The 15383-nt window shown below is 53.1% G+C and carries 13 protein-coding genes and 1 other RNA gene; 6 read left to right on the top strand and 8 right to left on the bottom strand.

Annotated features, from left to right (window positions below; translation table 11 throughout):
* The first annotated feature begins 4 nt into the window (after positions 1-4).
* Genes nirB through EDD53_RS10725 form a run of 3 tightly spaced genes read left to right on the top strand, consistent with a single transcriptional unit; the run spans position 5 to position 5381 of the window.
* Positions 5-2437 (top strand): nitrite reductase large subunit NirB, encoded by a 2433-nt coding sequence (nirB, locus tag EDD53_RS10735; RefSeq protein ID WP_123793246.1) that lies wholly within the window; start codon positions 5-7, stop codon positions 2435-2437.
* Positions 2434-2766 (top strand): nitrite reductase small subunit NirD, encoded by a 333-nt coding sequence (nirD, locus tag EDD53_RS10730; RefSeq protein ID WP_123793245.1) that lies wholly within the window; start codon positions 2434-2436, stop codon positions 2764-2766. The genes nirB and nirD overlap by 4 nt, the downstream gene beginning before the upstream one ends.
* Complete coding sequence (locus EDD53_RS10725; protein WP_425464062.1) at positions 2763-5381, top strand: nitrate reductase; 2619 nt, start codon at positions 2763-2765, stop codon at positions 5379-5381. Before nirD ends, EDD53_RS10725 begins: the two co-directional genes overlap by 4 nt.
* A gap of 154 nt (positions 5382-5535) precedes the next feature.
* Here EDD53_RS10725 and rpsU read toward each other — a convergent pair whose 3' ends face one another.
* The gene (rpsU, locus tag EDD53_RS10720; protein WP_058263026.1) at positions 5536-5742 is read right to left on the bottom strand and encodes a 30S ribosomal protein S21; all 207 of its coding nucleotides are present in this window, start codon (positions 5740-5742) and stop codon (positions 5536-5538) included.
* Between the two features lie 109 nt (positions 5743-5851).
* Here rpsU and EDD53_RS10715 point away from each other — a divergent pair, with 109 nt between their 5' ends.
* Together EDD53_RS10715 and EDD53_RS10710 are read left to right on the top strand one after the other, a co-directional pair.
* Positions 5852-6553: a COQ9 family protein gene (locus EDD53_RS10715; protein WP_123793244.1), complete on the top strand. Its 702-nt coding sequence runs from the start codon at positions 5852-5854 to the stop codon at positions 6551-6553.
* Between the two features lie 11 nt (positions 6554-6564).
* Positions 6565-7539, top strand: a complete 975-nt coding sequence (locus tag EDD53_RS10710) for an NAD(P)H-quinone oxidoreductase (RefSeq protein WP_123793408.1) — start codon at positions 6565-6567, stop codon at positions 7537-7539.
* A 32-nt stretch (positions 7540-7571) separates the two neighbouring features.
* Here the strand turns inward: EDD53_RS10710 and EDD53_RS10705 are convergent, their stop codons facing one another.
* Complete coding sequence (locus EDD53_RS10705; RefSeq protein WP_123793243.1) at positions 7572-8213, bottom strand: ribonuclease T2 family protein; 642 nt, start codon at positions 8211-8213, stop codon at positions 7572-7574.
* 147 nt (positions 8214-8360) lie between these two features.
* Here EDD53_RS10705 and EDD53_RS10700 point away from each other — a divergent pair, with 147 nt between their 5' ends.
* Complete coding sequence (locus tag EDD53_RS10700) at positions 8361-9095, top strand: DUF1013 domain-containing protein (protein WP_123793242.1); 735 nt, start codon at positions 8361-8363, stop codon at positions 9093-9095.
* A 59-nt stretch (positions 9096-9154) separates the two neighbouring features.
* Here the strand turns inward: EDD53_RS10700 and recR are convergent, their stop codons facing one another.
* The 6 genes from recR to EDD53_RS10670 form a co-directional block, all read right to left on the bottom strand.
* Positions 9155-9751: a recombination mediator RecR gene (recR, locus tag EDD53_RS10695; protein ID WP_123793241.1), complete on the bottom strand. Its 597-nt coding sequence runs from the start codon at positions 9749-9751 to the stop codon at positions 9155-9157.
* A gap of 9 nt (positions 9752-9760) precedes the next feature.
* On the bottom strand, positions 9761-10105 hold the full coding sequence (locus EDD53_RS10690; RefSeq protein ID WP_123793240.1) for a YbaB/EbfC family nucleoid-associated protein: 345 nt from the start codon (positions 10103-10105) through the stop codon (positions 9761-9763).
* Between the two features lie 75 nt (positions 10106-10180).
* Positions 10181-11947 (bottom strand): DNA polymerase III subunit gamma/tau, encoded by a 1767-nt coding sequence (locus tag EDD53_RS10685; RefSeq protein ID WP_123793239.1) that lies wholly within the window; start codon positions 11945-11947, stop codon positions 10181-10183.
* A gap of 84 nt (positions 11948-12031) precedes the next feature.
* Positions 12032-13078, bottom strand: a complete 1047-nt coding sequence (gene rsgA, locus EDD53_RS10680) for a ribosome small subunit-dependent GTPase A (RefSeq protein ID WP_123793238.1) — start codon at positions 13076-13078, stop codon at positions 12032-12034.
* 145 nt (positions 13079-13223) lie between these two features.
* Positions 13224-13320: signal recognition particle sRNA small type (ffs, locus tag EDD53_RS10675), an RNA gene on the bottom strand.
* Positions 13321-13429: 109 nt separating this feature from the next.
* Positions 13430-15340 carry a bifunctional 2',3'-cyclic-nucleotide 2'-phosphodiesterase/3'-nucleotidase gene (locus tag EDD53_RS10670; RefSeq protein WP_281277952.1) on the bottom strand — a complete coding sequence of 637 codons (1911 nt, stop codon included), beginning with the start codon at positions 15338-15340 and terminating at the stop codon, positions 13430-13432.
* Between the last annotated feature and the right edge of the window lie 43 nt (positions 15341-15383).

Here is a 15383-nt window from a genome sequence, read left to right as displayed (position 1 = left end):
ATTCATGACACAGAAATTGATCGTCATCGGTGCAGGTATGGCCACGGGCCGTATGCTCGAAACTTTGGGGGAAGAGGCCCCTGATGCCTTTGATATTACGCTGTTTAATGGCGAACCGCGCGGCAACTATAACCGCATCATGCTGTCGCCCGTTTTGGCTGGCGATAAGACCTATCAAGAGATCGTCACCCATGATGACGATTGGTATGCGGATCAAGGTATCACCTGCCGATTTGGCGAACGCATTGCCTCTATTGATACATGTGCAAAAACGGTTACTGCCGAAAATGGTGATGTGTTGAGCTATGATAAATTGGTTCTTGGCACGGGTTCAAACCCGTTCATGATCCCATTGCCTGGCCGTGATTTAGACGGTGTAATTGCCTACCGAGACCTTGAAGACACCGAGCGGATGATGGGGCTTGGGGCTGACAATAAGGTTGTGGTTATCGGTGGGGGGCTCCTTGGCCTTGAAGCCGCGGCAGGTATGGCTGCACGTGGCGTAGATGTCACCGTTGTGCATATCATGGGCCACCTGATGGAGCGCCAATTGGACGAAGCTGCTGGCTACTTGTTGCGCCGCGCTTTGATTGAAAAGGGCATCACTGTTAAATGTGGCGCCAATTCAAAAGAAATCTTGGGTGAAAACGGCAAAGTCAAAGCCCTACTTTTGGATGACGGTACGCAATTGCCCTGTGATCTATTGGTTATGGCTGTTGGCATCCGCCCCAATGTGGCCCTTGCGCAAAGCGCAGGTCTTGCTGTTGGTCGTGGTATTCATGTGGACGATCAAATGGTCACCTGTGATGAAAATATCTTAGCCGTCGGCGAATGTGTTGAACATAACGGCGCGTTGTTTGGACTGGTCGCGCCTTTGTATGACCAAGCAAAAGTTGCAGCGCAAACCTTGCTTGGGAAGCCTGCTGCTTTCGTGCAAAAAGAACTTTCAACCAAGCTGAAAGTCACGGGCTGTGATCTGTTTTCCGCGGGTGACTTTGCCGAAGGCGAAGATCGCGAAGACATCGTGTTTCGCGATCCAGCGCGCGGCGTTTACAAGCGCTTGGTGATCGAAAATAACGCGCTTATCGGCGCTGTCTTTTACGGTGACACGGCAGATAGCAATTGGTTCTTTGGTCTGATCCGCGACAAGACTGACATCACCGACATGCGGGATACATTGATCTTTGGGCCAAATGCGCAGGGGGCCACTGTGGACCCGTTGCAGGCCGTTGCAGCCTTACCGGCTGACGCAGAAATCTGCGGCTGCAATGGCATTTGTAAAGGTCAGATCGTCGATGCCATCGCAGAGGGTGCTACAACTCTGGGCGATGTGCGGGCAGTTACCAAAGCCAGTGGATCATGTGGGACTTGCACAGGTTTGGTCGAACAAGTGTTGGCCGTCACGCTCGGGGATGATTTCAAAATCCCTGCCGCCGCATCTATTTGTGGCTGTAGTGATCTGACCCATGAAGATGTGCGCCGTTTGATCAAAAGCCAAGAATTGAAATCGCAAGATGCGGTGTGGCAAGAGCTTGGATGGAAGACGCCAAATGGCTGTCACGTCTGCCGCCCTGCGATCAACTATTACCTATTGGCTGATTGGCCGATAGAATACCAAGACGATCCGCAAAGCCGTTTTGTCAATGAACGTAACCACGCAAATATCCAAAAAGACGGCACCTATAGCGTTGTGCCGCGCATGTGGGGCGGGATCACCACGGCCAATGAATTGCGTGCCATTGCCGATGCTGCCGACAAATACAATGTGCCAACCGTCAAGGTCACAGGCGGTCAGCGCATCGACCTTTTAGGGGTGCGCAAAGAAGACCTGCCAGCAATGTGGTACGATCTGAACCAAGCTGGGATGGTGTCGGGCCATGCTTATTCCAAAGGGTTGCGTACAGTGAAAACCTGTGTCGGCAAAGACCATTGTCGCTTTGGTACACAAGACAGCACTGGGCTTGGCATCAAGTTGGAAAAGAAACTCTGGGGCTCTTGGACGCCGCATAAATTCAAGCTCGGCGTCTCTGGCTGTCCGCGAAACTGCGCTGAGGCGACCTGTAAAGACGTGGGAATCATCTGCGTTGACTCAGGTTACGAAGTCTCTGTCGCGGGGGCTGCTGGTATGGATCTACGCGAAACGGAATTGCTGGCCAAAGTTGCCACAGAAGATGAAGCCATCGCAGTGACCACAGCCTATATGCAGCTTTACCGTGAGCACGCGAAATATTTGGATCGTGGGTACAAATGGGTCGCGAAAGTGGGGCTGGATTGGGTGAAAGAACAGGTCGTGGACGATCTGGATAATCGCACAGCCTTGGTCGAACGCTTTGAACTATCGCAATCTATTTACCGCAAAGACCCTTGGGCAGAACACGCCGCACAGGCTGAAAAATATCAACCCCTCGCGGATCTCACTTTGGAGGCAGCACAATGAGTTGGATCGACGTAGGACATATCGATGACATCCCAGTGCGTGGCGCGCGTTTGGTGAAAACCCCCGTAGGATGTGTGGCGCTTTTCCGTACCAGCGCGACAGATGTCTTTGCCGCCTCTGACAAATGCCCCCATAAAGGCGGGCCTTTAAGTGAAGGCATCGTGCATGGCAAAAGCGTGACATGCCCTTTACACAATTGGGTCTTTTCCCTCGAAACTGGCCAAGCTCAAGGGGCAGATGACGGGCAAATTCCAACCTATCCGCTGCGGGTGGAAAATGACCGTTTGATGCTGGATGCAGAAGCGGTTTCCGCACGAGCTGCCGCATGAGTAAGATGGACGATCTGACGCGTTCAACCTGTCCTTACTGCGGGGTTGGATGTGGTGTTCTTTTGCGCAAGACTGATACAGGCGGGCTAGAGGTAAAAGGTGATCCAGATCATCCAGCCAACTTTGGTCGCTTGTGCTCAAAGGGGCTTGCCTTGGGCGAAACCGTTGGACTTTCAGGGCGGCTCACCGCGCCCATGATCAATGGAAACACCAAAGATTGGGACAGCACGCTGCAATTGGTCGCTGACCGTTTCAAAGAGACAATCGCGAAACACGGGCCCGAGAGCGTGGCTTTTTATCTGTCGGGGCAAATGCTGACCGAAGACTATTATGTCGCCAATAAGCTGGCCAAAGGTTTTATGGGGACAGCCAATATCGACACCAATTCAAGGCTGTGCATGGCATCAACAGTCGCGGGGCACAAACGGGCTTTTGGCACTGACACTGTGCCAGGCACCTATGAAGATTTGGAACTTGCCGATGTGATTGTGCTGACAGGGTCTAATTTGGCATGGTGCCATCCTGTCTTATATCAACGCATTTTAGCGGCCAAAGCGCAGCGCCCACAGATGAAAATCGTGGTGGTTGATCCACGGCGCACTGCGACCTGCGATGGGGCGGATTTGCACCTTGCTATTGCTTCAGGTGGTGATGTTGCGCTGTTCAATTATCTGTTGGCCGAAACCCATGCCCAAGGCGGGGTGAATGCCGAGTATGTTAATGCCAATGTGGATGGATTTGATGCAGCCTTAGAGGCTGCGCAGGCCTGTGATGTATCGCAAACGGGCCTGAGCGATGCCGATTTGCAGGCCTTCACAAAACTTTGGTTGAGCAGCGAAAAGGTCGTCACAGTCTTTTCCCAAGGGGTCAATCAATCTGTTTCTGGCAGTGATAAAGTAAACGCTATTTTGAACTGCCACTTGGCCACAGGGCGCATTGGATTTGCGGGCAGCGGGCCGTTTTCGGTCACGGGCCAACCCAATGCCATGGGCGGGCGCGAAGTGGGCGGTTTGGCCAATATGCTGGCCTGCCACCTCGATTTAGAAAACGCGGATCATCGCCATGCCGTGCGCCAGTTTTGGGACGCCCCAGAAATGCCGCAAGCGGCAGGCCGCAAAGCCGTCGATATGTTTCGTGCCGTAGGGCGCGGCGATATCAAGGCGCTCTGGATCATCCACACCAACCCTGCAGTTTCCATGCCTGATGCGGATGCCGTCAGAAAAGCCATTGCAGGGTGTGATTTTACTGTTGTCAGTGATGTGACAGGGCAAACGGATACAGCGAGATTGGCAACTGTAGTTTTGCCCGCTGCGGCTTGGGCCGAAAAAGATGGCACGGTGACCAATTCAGATCGTACGATCAGCCGTCAGCGCAGCGTGTTAAAAGCGCCTGGATCTGCGCGCGCGGATTGGGCCATCATCGCCGAAGTGGGCCGCCGTATGGGTTGGGTCAAGGCCTTTGACTATGAAAATCCAGCGCAAATCTTTCGTGAACATGCGGCCTTGTCTGGTATCGCAGGGGGCTTTGGGCGTGATTTCGATATCTCGAATAAAGCCGATTTAGGGACCCAAGACTATGACGCCTTACAGCCATTTCGCTGGCCAGACGCGGCTAAGCAAGGCGGGCGGTTCTTTGAAAAAGGCAACTTTTTCACTGCGAATGGAAAGGGTAAAATGTTGCCTTTGTCGGCGCGCTCTTTGGCTGCGCCTGTCACTGAAGCGCACCCCTTTCGGCTCAACACAGGGCGGAACCGCGATCAGTGGCATACGATGACGCGCACTGCAAAATCCGCCCGTCTGTCTGCGCATCTGGCTGAGCCTTTCCTCGAAATACATCCCGATGATGCGCGTGATCTTGGCATTCAATCAGCTGATCTTGTTGGCGTGCGCAATGCGACTGGTAGTGCAATTTTGCGTGCCTTGATCACTGATCGCGTGGGGCGCGGGCAAACATTTGCGCCCATGCATTGGACGGGTGAAACAGCTCCCAGTGGGCGCATAGATGCACTGGTGCCTGATGCAGTTGATCCGATTTCAGGCCAGCCTGAAAGCAAAGCCGCCGCCGTGGCTGTGACGCGCTACAATGCGCAGTGGTACGGGTTTGCTGTGTCGCGCCACGATATCACCCCCGATTGCGCCTATTGGGCAAAGTCACGCACCGATAAGGGCTGGCGTTGTGAACTGGCAGGCGTTGATACGCCTGAAGATTGGGTGCAATCGGCGCAAAGACTGTTTGGGCTGACAGATTTATCGATGCAATCGGTGCATGATCCCAAAAAAGGTGGTTTTCGCGTCGCCTTTTTCGGGGATCACGGGCTCGAAGCGGCTTTATTCATCGCGCCCAAGCCCGTTGCTGTGATGCGTGATTATTTGGCCGAACTGCCTGATCAGGCGATCACAGGGCAGGCGCCTGCTGATCGTGTTGATACTGGGCCTGTGATTTGTTCTTGTTTCGGCGTTGGGCTGAATACGATTATCAATGCCATCGAAACGGGTGGCTTGGGCGATGTCGATCAAATCGGTGCTGCCTTGCAGGCGGGCACCAATTGCGGGTCATGCAGGCCCGAGTTGGCGGATATTTTGGCCAATCTTAAAACGCCAATCGCTGCACAATAAATCGACTTAGGCAGGCAATGAAAAACCCCCGATGCGCAAACATCGGGGGTCTTATTTTTATATGCCTTTCGAAAAAGACCATTCGCACGTCAGATCGAAACGATCCTACAGCGTTTCCAATTAAACTTGAGTTACAAGTTTGATTGGATGCGCTTTAGAGCATGCCTTCGCGTTGAGCTTTTTTACGAGCCAACTTGCGAGCACGGCGGACGGCTTCGGCTTTCTCGCGTGCTTTTTTGACGGAGGGTTTCTCGAAATGTTGCTTAAGCTTCATTTCACGGAAAACGCCTTCGCGCTGAAGTTTTTTCTTCAGGGCACGGAGAGCTTGATCGACGTTGTTGTCGCGAACGCTAACCTGCATGTGGTGTCACCACCTTCCTAGTTAGATTTGCATGAATTGCAGGAACTGGCCCTATAGCAAAGGCACGCTAGTTTGTCTACCATAGACCTAGTCCAAAAGGAGAGATCCGATGCAAAGCACTGCTTACCCCGATCCAACCCGTGAAAAACTGGTAGAAGCTGCCATTCCTCATGTAGTTTTCGATGGCTGGGGGGCCGAAACCTTTCAGGCGGCGGTGGCTGATTCGGGGATCTCTGCGCAAATGGCGCGGGTTGCCGCGCCGCGTGGTTCAGTTGATTTGGCCGCAGCCTATCATAAAGGTGGTGATCGCGCCATGCAGGTCGCTGTTCAGGCCGCTGACATGTCTGGTTTGCGCTATAGCGAAAAGATCGCGCACTGTGTGTGGTTGCGCATACAAGCGGTCGACCGCGAAGTGGTGCGTCGCGGAATGTCTTTATTCTCTTTGCCCATCTATGCACCAGAAGGCGTGCGTTTGGTGTGGGAAACATCGGATGCCATTTGGCAGGTCTTGGGTGACACGTCTGACGATGTGAATTGGTACACAAAACGCGCAACCTTGTCGGGGGTGTTCACGTCGACCGTTCTGTTTTGGCTTGGGGATGACAGCGAAGCCTTTAAGGACACCAAAGAGTTTCTGGATCGCCGCATTGAAGACGTGATGTCGATCGAAAAGGCCAAAGCAGGATTGCGCGACAACAAAGCGGCCGCGGCGCTCTTTGCCTTACCAAACGCGTTGTTTGGCTTGATCAAAGCGCCAGCAGGGGCAGGGCGGACAGATGTGCCTGGCACGAAAACAGGAGACCCCTCGTGACGCGACCAGATATGATGAAGGCCGTTGAAATTACACGTGCAGGTGGGCCCGATGTTTTGATGATGTGCCAGCGCCCCGTGCCGCAGCCCTTGGCCGATGAGGTCGTCATCAAAACTGCTTATGCAGGTGTAAATCGCCCCGATGCTTTGCAGCGCGCAGGTGCGTACGATCCACCAAAGGGTGCGTCTGACTTGCCGGGTCTTGAGGTGTCGGGCGAAGTGGTCGCCATGGGCGCTGCCGTGTCTGGCGTGCAAATCGGTGATCACGTTTGTGCGCTTGTGCCGGGGGGTGGTTATGCGGAATTCGTTGCGACGCCAGCGTCGCATGTTTTGCCAATACCGAAAGGGCTTTCTCAGCGCGATGCGGCCTGTTTGCCCGAAACATTTTTCACCGTTTGGACGAATGTTTTTATGCGCGGCGCCCTAAAAGCGGGGGAGCGTCTATTGGTGCATGGCGGTTCATCTGGCATCGGTACAACGGCTATCCAATTGGCGCAGGCCTTTGGGGCTCGGGTCTTTGTGACAGCAGGATCGGCTGAAAAATGCGCGGCCTGTGTTGCATTGGGGGCAGAACAGGCGATCAATTACCATGAAGAAGATTTTGTCAAAGCCCTAGCTGCACAAGGTGGCGCTGATGTAATTTTGGACATGGTGGGGGGCGATTATATTGCCCGCAATATCCAGACACTGGCCCCCGATGGGCGCTTGGTCAATATTGCTTTTTTGACAGGGCCAAAGGCGGAAATCAACTTTCTGCCCGTAATGGCCAAGCGACTGACCTTGACTGGATCAACACTGCGCCCCCAATCGATTGCTGCAAAAGCCAAGATTGCGCAGGAGTTGCGCAGCCAAGTTTGGCCCTTAATCGAAAGCGGTCAAATCGCGCCCGTTATTCATTCTGAATTTGCTTTGGATGACGCGGTCGAGGCACACCGCTTGATGGAAAGTAGCGCGCATATCGGCAAAATCGTTTTAAAAGTCGCCTAAGCTGTTAGATGGATTGCCATGGGTGCTGCCACCTAGTCGATGTGGTCTAAGCGTGCTTTGTCCAAAGTGCAGTCTTGGATCGTATCTTGACCGCAGCTGCGCAATTCTAGATCTTTTGACAGACAAATGCGTACTTCTTGGATGCGGTTGGCTTTGCAGGTCACTGTGATCTCGTCGCGGTCCATCCCGTCGTTGACGCTCATAAACGCCTGTTCAACCACGGATGCAGGCAGCAAAACATCTTTGTCTAGATTGCGAAATGCGTCAGGTCGGGTCACGGAATCAAAAGCATCACGGGCGGTGTCTAGGTAATCTTGGGCAGGCAGCCCTGCGCAACGCCCGTGCTTTTTCCATTGATACCAAGCCGCACCATCGGTGCCCATTATATCTTCCATCGCAGCTGTCTGACGCCGTGATGGATCGCGCTCACTTGTGTTGCAATATGAGGGCCAGCCACGTTCATACTGCGGCCAAAGTCCATGCAACACCCAACCAAGCTTGCGGTCGCATTGTGGCGAATTGCGATCTTCGCCTTCAAGTGCGCACCACGTTGGCGACCAAGACATTGCAAGTACATAGTAATCAAAATCACCCGCGCGTTCGCCATCAGAAAAGGCTGGTGTGCCAAAGGTCACTCCAGCGAGCAGCAGCCCAGTAACGATTGCTTTACGCATTTTCTCTTCCCTCTTGCCGTTATTCGCAGTATACAGTCCCCAAGTTCCCCACACAATGTGAACCGTCCCTTACTGGGAAAGCCTTTTCAGGCGACGGAGAAGTTGTATCTGGGGCCCTCGCATTTACGGTATTCAAGGAGAGTATCCATGGCAAAACCTATTATGGCGAAAGCCACAGCCGTTTGGCTTGTTGACAACACCACGCTGAGCTTTGTTCAGATCGCGGCCTTTTGTGGTTTGCATGAATTGGAAGTCCAAGGCATCGCCGATGGTGATGTAGCTGCTGGCGTGAAAGGATTTGATCCCATTGCCAACAACCAGTTGACCCAAGCTGAAATCACCAAAGCGGAAAATGATCCGATGTCGCGCTTGGCGTTGAAATTCAACCCAGCCGCAACTGGAGAAGAAAAACGCCGTGGCCCGCGCTATACGCCTTTGTCTAAGCGCCAAGATCGCCCGAACTCCATTTTGTGGTTGGTGAAATTCCACCCAGAATTGGCCGACGCGCAGATCACCAAACTTGTGGGCACAACCAAGCCAACGATCCAAGCGATCCGCGAACGCACACACTGGAACATCAACAACATGCAGCCTATCGACCCTGTTGCATTGGGTCTGTGTAAGCAATCCGAACTTGATGCGGCCGTGCAAAAAGCCGCCGCCAAACGTGCAGCTGAAGGCAACGCAATGTCAGATGACGAGCGCCGCAAATTGTTGTCCACTGAGCAATCTTTGGAAATGGATGCAGAGCCACGTATCCCAACAGCGATCTCAGGCCTCGAAGCCTTTACTTTGGGTGAGAATACCGAAGAAGAAAAAGATGAGCCGCTTCCAGATGCAGACAGCTTTTTCAACTTGCCTGACAGTGACGACAAAGACTAAGCGCAAGGTGAATAACTTAAAAAAGGCTCGCAGTGTTGCGGGCCTTTTTTTATGACTTTTTAAAACCCTTTGCGCGCATTCAAAGCGGCAGTAATTGTGCCGTCATCAAGATAATCCAATTCACCCCCGATAGGCACGCCTTGGGCCAGCGATGTCACTGTGCAGGTGCCGCTGAGTTCATCTGCGATGTAATGCGCAGTGGTCTGGCCATCGATAGTCGCATTCAATGCCAAGATGATTTCGGTGATGCCTTCGTCACGCACACGCGATATCAGTAGGGGGATGCGCAATTCTTCGGGGCCGATGGCATCCAGCGCCGATAACGTACCGCCAAGCACATGGTAACGTCCGCGAAACACCGCAGCGCGCTCCATGGCCCACAGGTCCGCCACATCTTCGACGATGCAGATTTGACCCGTTGCGCGCTTTTCTGAGGCGCAAATATCGCAGATCGTGCCCGTGCCGATATTGCCGCATTTCACGCATTCGCGGGCGTTTTCTGACACGGCTTTCATCGCATCCGCTAAGGGCCCCATGAGCCGCCCGCGTTTTTTGATCAAATGCAAAACAGCACGCCGGGCAGAGCGCGGCCCAAGCCCTGGCAGCTTGGCCATCAGATCGATCAGCGCATCAATGTCTTTGCGGCCCGCGTCCATATCCGTGGCTTAGAACGGCATTTTGAAATCAGCCGGAAGCCCAAGGCCTTCGGTGATTTTTGCCATTTCAGATTGCGCTTTTGCTGTGGCTTTGCCTTGCGCGTCTTTGATCGCAGCCAAGATCAGATCCTCGACCACTTCTTTTTCATCGGGGTGAAAAATGGATGGGTCGATATCCAGCGCAGTGAGCGTGCCTTTGGCGTTTGCTGTCGCCTTGACCAAGCCTGCACCGCTTTCGCCGACAACCGTCACGTTTTCCAGCTGCTCTTGCATGTCAGCCATATCTTGCTGCATCTGCTGCGCTTTTTTCATCATGCCGGCCATATCGCCAAGCCCGCCAAGTCCTTTGAGCATGCTGCTCTCCTTATTTGATTTCTCTATCGAGATACGGTGTGACCGCCACTGTTTCAAGGCGGGGTTGCCAGTGGGCTAGTCTTCTTCGAAGGGATCCCATTCGTCTTCGACCTCTGGCAAAGCCTCAACTGCGGCCTCTTGCGCGATGGCTTCGGGGGTGCGGATGTTGGCGATCTTGGCCTGTGGAAACAGTTCAAAAACCTTGGCAACAATCGGATGGGCGCGGGCTTGTTCGCGCAGGGCCAGCTCTTTGGCGTTTTTGACCTCGTAAATCGTCTTGGTGCCATCAGGCGCACGTGAAATCGTCACGCCCCAACGCACACCAGTGAAAGCGTGCAAGCGGCTGGCCAAACGCGCAGCCAAATCTTGGGGGGCGTCATCGGCGGGTTCGAATTCAATTCTACCCGGTGCGTATTTTGAAAGGCGCACATAGTTTTCGATTTCGATCAAAAGCTTGGCATCGCGGTGATGGCGAACAAGTTCTACGACATCTTCAAACCGGCCATAGCGGGCCAGGCTTTCTTCGGGTGCTTGTGCCAAGGCTTGGACCGCAGCGCCACTCATGGTTGGTCCATGGGTGATTTGACCACCCGACATAGATTGACCAGACGCGGTGACAGAACCGCCCCCCGCAGGCGCGCCAACCCCGCCACCGCCAGAGGGCGGACGGGGAGGAGGATTTTGGTCATTAAGTTTACGTACCAAATCATCAGGCATGGGGAGATCCGCCACATGGGTTAGGCGAATCACGGCCATTTCAGCGGCCATCATAGCATTTGGTGCGGCTGCGATTTCTTCGAGCGACTTTAGCAACATTTGCCACATCCGAGACAAAACACGCATGGGAATTTGTTCTGCCATAGACAGCCCGCGCGTGCGCTCGTCAGGGCCAATGGTGGGATCATCGGCGGCATTGGGCGTAATCTTGATCACAGATACCCAATGGGTGATGTCGGCAAGATCGCGCATCACGGCCAAGGGGTCAGCACCATCGGCGTATTGTCCGCCAATTTCTTCCAAAGCGCCCGCCGCATCGCCTGCCATGATCATATCGAACAGATCTAGAACTCGGCCCCGATCCGCCAGCCCTAACATAGCGCGGACTTGTTCCACTGTGGTTTCACCTGCTCCATGCGATATTGCTTGGTCCAGCAAGGATTGCGCATCACGAGCTGAGCCCTCTGAGGCGCGGGTGATCAAAGCCAAAGCTTCATCAGAAATGTCACCGTTTTCTGCTTGGGCAATGCGACGCAACATGGCGATCATCACTTCTGGTTCAATACGGCGAAGGTCAAAGCGCTGACAACGCGACAGGACGGTCACGGGGACTTTGCGGATTTCTGTTGTGGCCATGATGAATTTGGTGTGATCCATCGGTTCTTCGAGCGTTTTTAGCAGCGCGTTAAAGGCTGCTGTCGAAAGCATGTGAACCTCATCGATGATGAAGATCTTATAGCGCCCTTCGGCGGGGCGGGTGCGCGCCATAGAATTGAGTTCGCGAATGTTATCGACACCCGTTGATGAAGCGGCATCGATTTCAAGAACGTCGAAAAAACGCCCCTCGGAAATGCCAATACATGGTTTGCACTTACCGCAAGGTTCTGTTGTGGGCTGGCCGTTTCCATCAGGGCCAATGCAGTTCAGGCCCTTTGCAATGATCCGCGCAGTGGTGGTTTTACCCGTGCCGCGAATGCCCGTCATGATAAAGGCCTGCGCGATCCGATCCGCATCAAAGGCATTTTTCAGCGTGCGTACCATCGCATCTTGGCCCACAAGATCCGCGAAAGTTTCAGGGCGGTATTTGCGCGCCAGAACTTTATAGCCAGTGTCCGTTTCGGTCATATCAGGATCCTTCAAACTCTTGGTCTTAAACTATGCGCCAATGGGCAAAGTCGCAACCCAAGTTGGGAGGGCGGTTCGATAGGCTTAGTCGAAGTCGCCGCGGCGCATACGCTTGGCCTTAAAGGCTGTGCGCTGCATTTTGCTAAACTTGCGCCCACGTTCTTTGGCTGTCGCGATTGTATCGGTGTTTTCCACGTCTTCATCGCGCAATTTTTGCCAGCGCTCCAAGCGGTGTTGATCCAATGTGCCATTGTCCAAAGCGGCGCGAATGGCACAGCCTGGTTCAGTCTTATGCTGGCAGTCTGAAAATTTACAATCAGAGATAAGATCAGTGATGTCTTCAAACAGCGTCGCGATGCCTGCTGCTGCATCATGCAAAGCGAGTTCGCGCATGCCTGGCGTGTCGACCATCCAGCCACCTGCATGCATCAAGTGCATGGATCGCGCTGTGGTGGTGTGGCGGCCTTTCGCATCATCTTCACGGATGTCTGCGGTTAGTAAATCTTCGCCTGTCAATGTGCGCCCGATGGTGGATTTTCCGACGCCAGAAGATCCTACAAGGGCCACGGTTTGACCCGATTGGCACCATTGAGACAGTCGATCGATGTCATCTCTAGCTTTCGAATTGATTGCGAGAGCTTCGACGCGATCCGATATGGCTTTAGCGCGTGCGACATAATCTGCGGGATCGCCAAGGGGCATGTCGGCTTTGGTCATCACGATCACAGGGCGCGTTTCGGCTTCAATTGCTAAAGCGACATAGCGTTCTAGGCGGGCCTCATTGAAGTCCGCATTGCAGGATGTGACGATGAACAGCGTGTCTATATTGGCCGCAATCAATTGCGCCTGCGCGCTATGGCCAGCCGCTTTGCGTGAAATCACGGATTTGCGTTCAAGCACTTGTTCTAGTCGCTCACCTGAATACAAAGCAAAGTCACCCACTGCCAAATCCGTTGCGACCATATCGCCAGACAGTGCCAGTTCAACCCGCGTGTTCTCAGGCGTCAGGCCAATAACCCTGTTTCGTCGCACTTCCGTCAGGCGCAGGGGCGCAAGCTTTACGGTGTCTTCTGAAGTGATTTGATCAGAAAAATAGTCGGACCAGCCGAGGGCTTTGAAAAACGGTGTCATTGTGCATGGCCTTTGAACATATCGACATAATGCCCATGGGGCGCGGTACCGCAAGTGCAATCAAGCAGTGGGACGATTGCGATAGAGCTGTGTCGATCTATGATCACAGACATATCAAGCGACAATCGATAAATGTATGGGTAAAGGTGAGAGGCTGGACAGCGACCCAAACGGGACTCGTTGCGGCTGCTTCCTTCCGGATCTGACCGGGTTGGCGAGGCGCTCGCCCGCGCCAACCTCTCGATACATCACATAAGTGACACAGGCTGGATTCGCAAGAGGGGTATCTAAAATCTGTTTCGGCTTCGTACCGCTGACTTTAAACAGCTTTTGCCTTGTGGCTGAAGTGCCTTACAAAGCAATGCGAAACCGCGCAAAGCCGCCCGTACCGTCGCCTAGATGTTCAACCGCTATGCCGCGCAAACTCTTTAAATGATGCACGGCTTTGGGGCCCGTCTCAAAGGTCACAGTGGTGCCCTTTAGGGGGGTAAATGACCAATTGTTTTCGATTTTCGGCGTAAGAGTCCCATGTTCAAGAACATAGCGGACAACAATATCGCGATTGGTATCAGGGGCCTCAAAAATGACCTCAATCTCATTGGGGTCAATAAAACCGCCCCCACCACTCGCGCGATAATTATTGGTGGCGACGATAAATTCCATGTCGTCTGTCACGGGTCTCCCGTTATAGGCCAAGTCGACAATGCGGTTCGCATTTTTGTCTGCCAATGCGCCCCCCGCAGTAAAGCGCGATGGTTGGCTGAGATCGATTTTATACGTCACCCCATGCAAGACATCAAAATGATAGGATGGAAAATCTGGATTGAGCAAAGGTTGATCATGCGCCCCTGCTTTGATTTGAAAAAACATCCCTGCGGATCGTTCCAGCCATGATTTGACCTGAGCGCCACTGATCCGAATGGCGCGAAAAATATTGGGGTAGAGGTAAAGATCGGCGATACTTTTGATCGCTAAATTACCTGGCGCGACATCTGTGAAATAATCTGGGCCTGCACGTCCGCCCGCTTTGAAAGGGGCTGTTGCCGACAGGGTCGGAAAATCCGCATATTCTGTATCTTTGAGCATATCCTTGACATAAGACAGCTGCGCATCGGCAACGACCTGAAGACTTGGATCAGAAGTGACTTGAGCAAAATACGAATGCAGCGGGGTTGTGGTTTTACCGACCGCGCGGCGAATATATGTCAATGTTTCCGCATGCGCTTTTGACGCGGTTTCAAGCAAGTGTTTATCGCTTGCGACCTTGGGTTCAAGTTTTCCCGAAGTATCACGCATTGCAATTGGCCGTGTTTCTACATCCGTTGCTATGACCCGCCACTGCGATCCATCCCGTTCGATCAAAAGATCGATTAAGCCCAAATGTGATCCCCAAAACCCCGCCATCGTCGTGGGTTTGCCGTGGACTAACCCCTTTTGAGCGTCTACAAATTGGATCCCTTCAAACATAGGTGACGGAAAGACCTGATGCGAGTGACCCGCGACGATGGCATCAATGCCGTCTAACGCTGCGAGCGGAATGGTTGCATTCTCCATGCCCTCGATGTGCTGCGCTGGGCCGATCCCAGAATGGTTGAGCGCGATGATGATGTCTGCGCCTTTTTCTTTCATTTCAGGGATGTAATCCCGCGCAGTATTCACAATGTCACGCAGATGCACTTTGCCTTCAAGATGGCGATGATCCCATGTCATAACTTGGGGCGGAACAAAGCCGATGATGCCGATATTGATGTCATGCGCTATGCCTGCCCCATCGGTCACAGAGCGTTTTAAAATTGTATATGGTTTGATCAAAGTCGTATCATCACGCGCAGAGCGGGCCATTTTTTTGACGACATTTGCGCAGACGACAGGAAATGTTGCACCATCCAGCGCCGCTAAAAGAAAGTCCAATCCATAGTTGAATTCATGGTTTCCCAAGGTCGAGGCATCATATTTCAAAACATTCATAGCCGCGATGATGGGGTGAATGTCGCCTGCATTGATGCCGCGTTCATAGGCGATGTAGTCGCCCATGGGGTTGCCTTGCAGCAGATCGCCATTGTCCACCAGAATTGAATTTTGACACTCATCACGCGCTGTATTTATGTGGGTGGCCGCGCGGACAAGGCCTACAGCATCAGATGGGCGATCAGCGAAATAATCATAGGGAAAAATATGAACATGCAGATCTGTCGTTTCCATTACGCGCAAATGGGCTTGGTTGGCCCTTGCTTTTGTCGAAAATGGATGACGTAAAATCACTGTTTTGCCTTAAATCTACGGGTCTTTAAAGCGATGCATGACA

Origin of the sequence: Pacificibacter maritimus (assembly GCF_003814915.1) — a bacterium.
GTDB classification, from domain to species: domain Bacteria; phylum Pseudomonadota; class Alphaproteobacteria; order Rhodobacterales; family Rhodobacteraceae; genus Celeribacter; species Celeribacter maritimus.
This window is presented reverse-complemented; position numbering and strand designations above follow the sequence as displayed.

What these genes read in the sequence shown, in the direction of transcription:
- nirB (WP_123793246.1), top strand. Translation starts at nt 5, where the DNA reads ATGACACAGAAATTGATCGTCATCGGTGCAGGTATGGCCACGGGCCGT.
- nirD (WP_123793245.1), top strand. Translation starts at nt 2,434, where the DNA reads ATGAGTTGGATCGACGTAGGACATATCGATGACATCCCAGTGCGTGGC.
- EDD53_RS10725 (WP_425464062.1), top strand. Translation starts at nt 2,763, where the DNA reads ATGAGTAAGATGGACGATCTGACGCGTTCAACCTGTCCTTACTGCGGG.
- rpsU (WP_058263026.1), bottom strand. Translation starts at nt 5,742, where the DNA reads ATGCAGGTTAGCGTTCGCGACAACAACGTCGATCAAGCTCTCCGTGCC.
- EDD53_RS10715 (WP_123793244.1), top strand. Translation starts at nt 5,852, where the DNA reads ATGCAAAGCACTGCTTACCCCGATCCAACCCGTGAAAAACTGGTAGAA.
- EDD53_RS10710 (WP_123793408.1), top strand. Translation starts at nt 6,565, where the DNA reads ATGATGAAGGCCGTTGAAATTACACGTGCAGGTGGGCCCGATGTTTTG.
- EDD53_RS10705 (WP_123793243.1), bottom strand. Translation starts at nt 8,213, where the DNA reads ATGCGTAAAGCAATCGTTACTGGGCTGCTGCTCGCTGGAGTGACCTTT.
- EDD53_RS10700 (WP_123793242.1), top strand. Translation starts at nt 8,361, where the DNA reads ATGGCAAAACCTATTATGGCGAAAGCCACAGCCGTTTGGCTTGTTGAC.
- recR (WP_123793241.1), bottom strand. Translation starts at nt 9,751, where the DNA reads ATGGACGCGGGCCGCAAAGACATTGATGCGCTGATCGATCTGATGGCC.
- EDD53_RS10690 (WP_123793240.1), bottom strand. Translation starts at nt 10,105, where the DNA reads ATGCTCAAAGGACTTGGCGGGCTTGGCGATATGGCCGGCATGATGAAA.
- EDD53_RS10685 (WP_123793239.1), bottom strand. Translation starts at nt 11,947, where the DNA reads ATGACCGAAACGGACACTGGCTATAAAGTTCTGGCGCGCAAATACCGC.
- rsgA (WP_123793238.1), bottom strand. Translation starts at nt 13,078, where the DNA reads ATGACACCGTTTTTCAAAGCCCTCGGCTGGTCCGACTATTTTTCTGAT.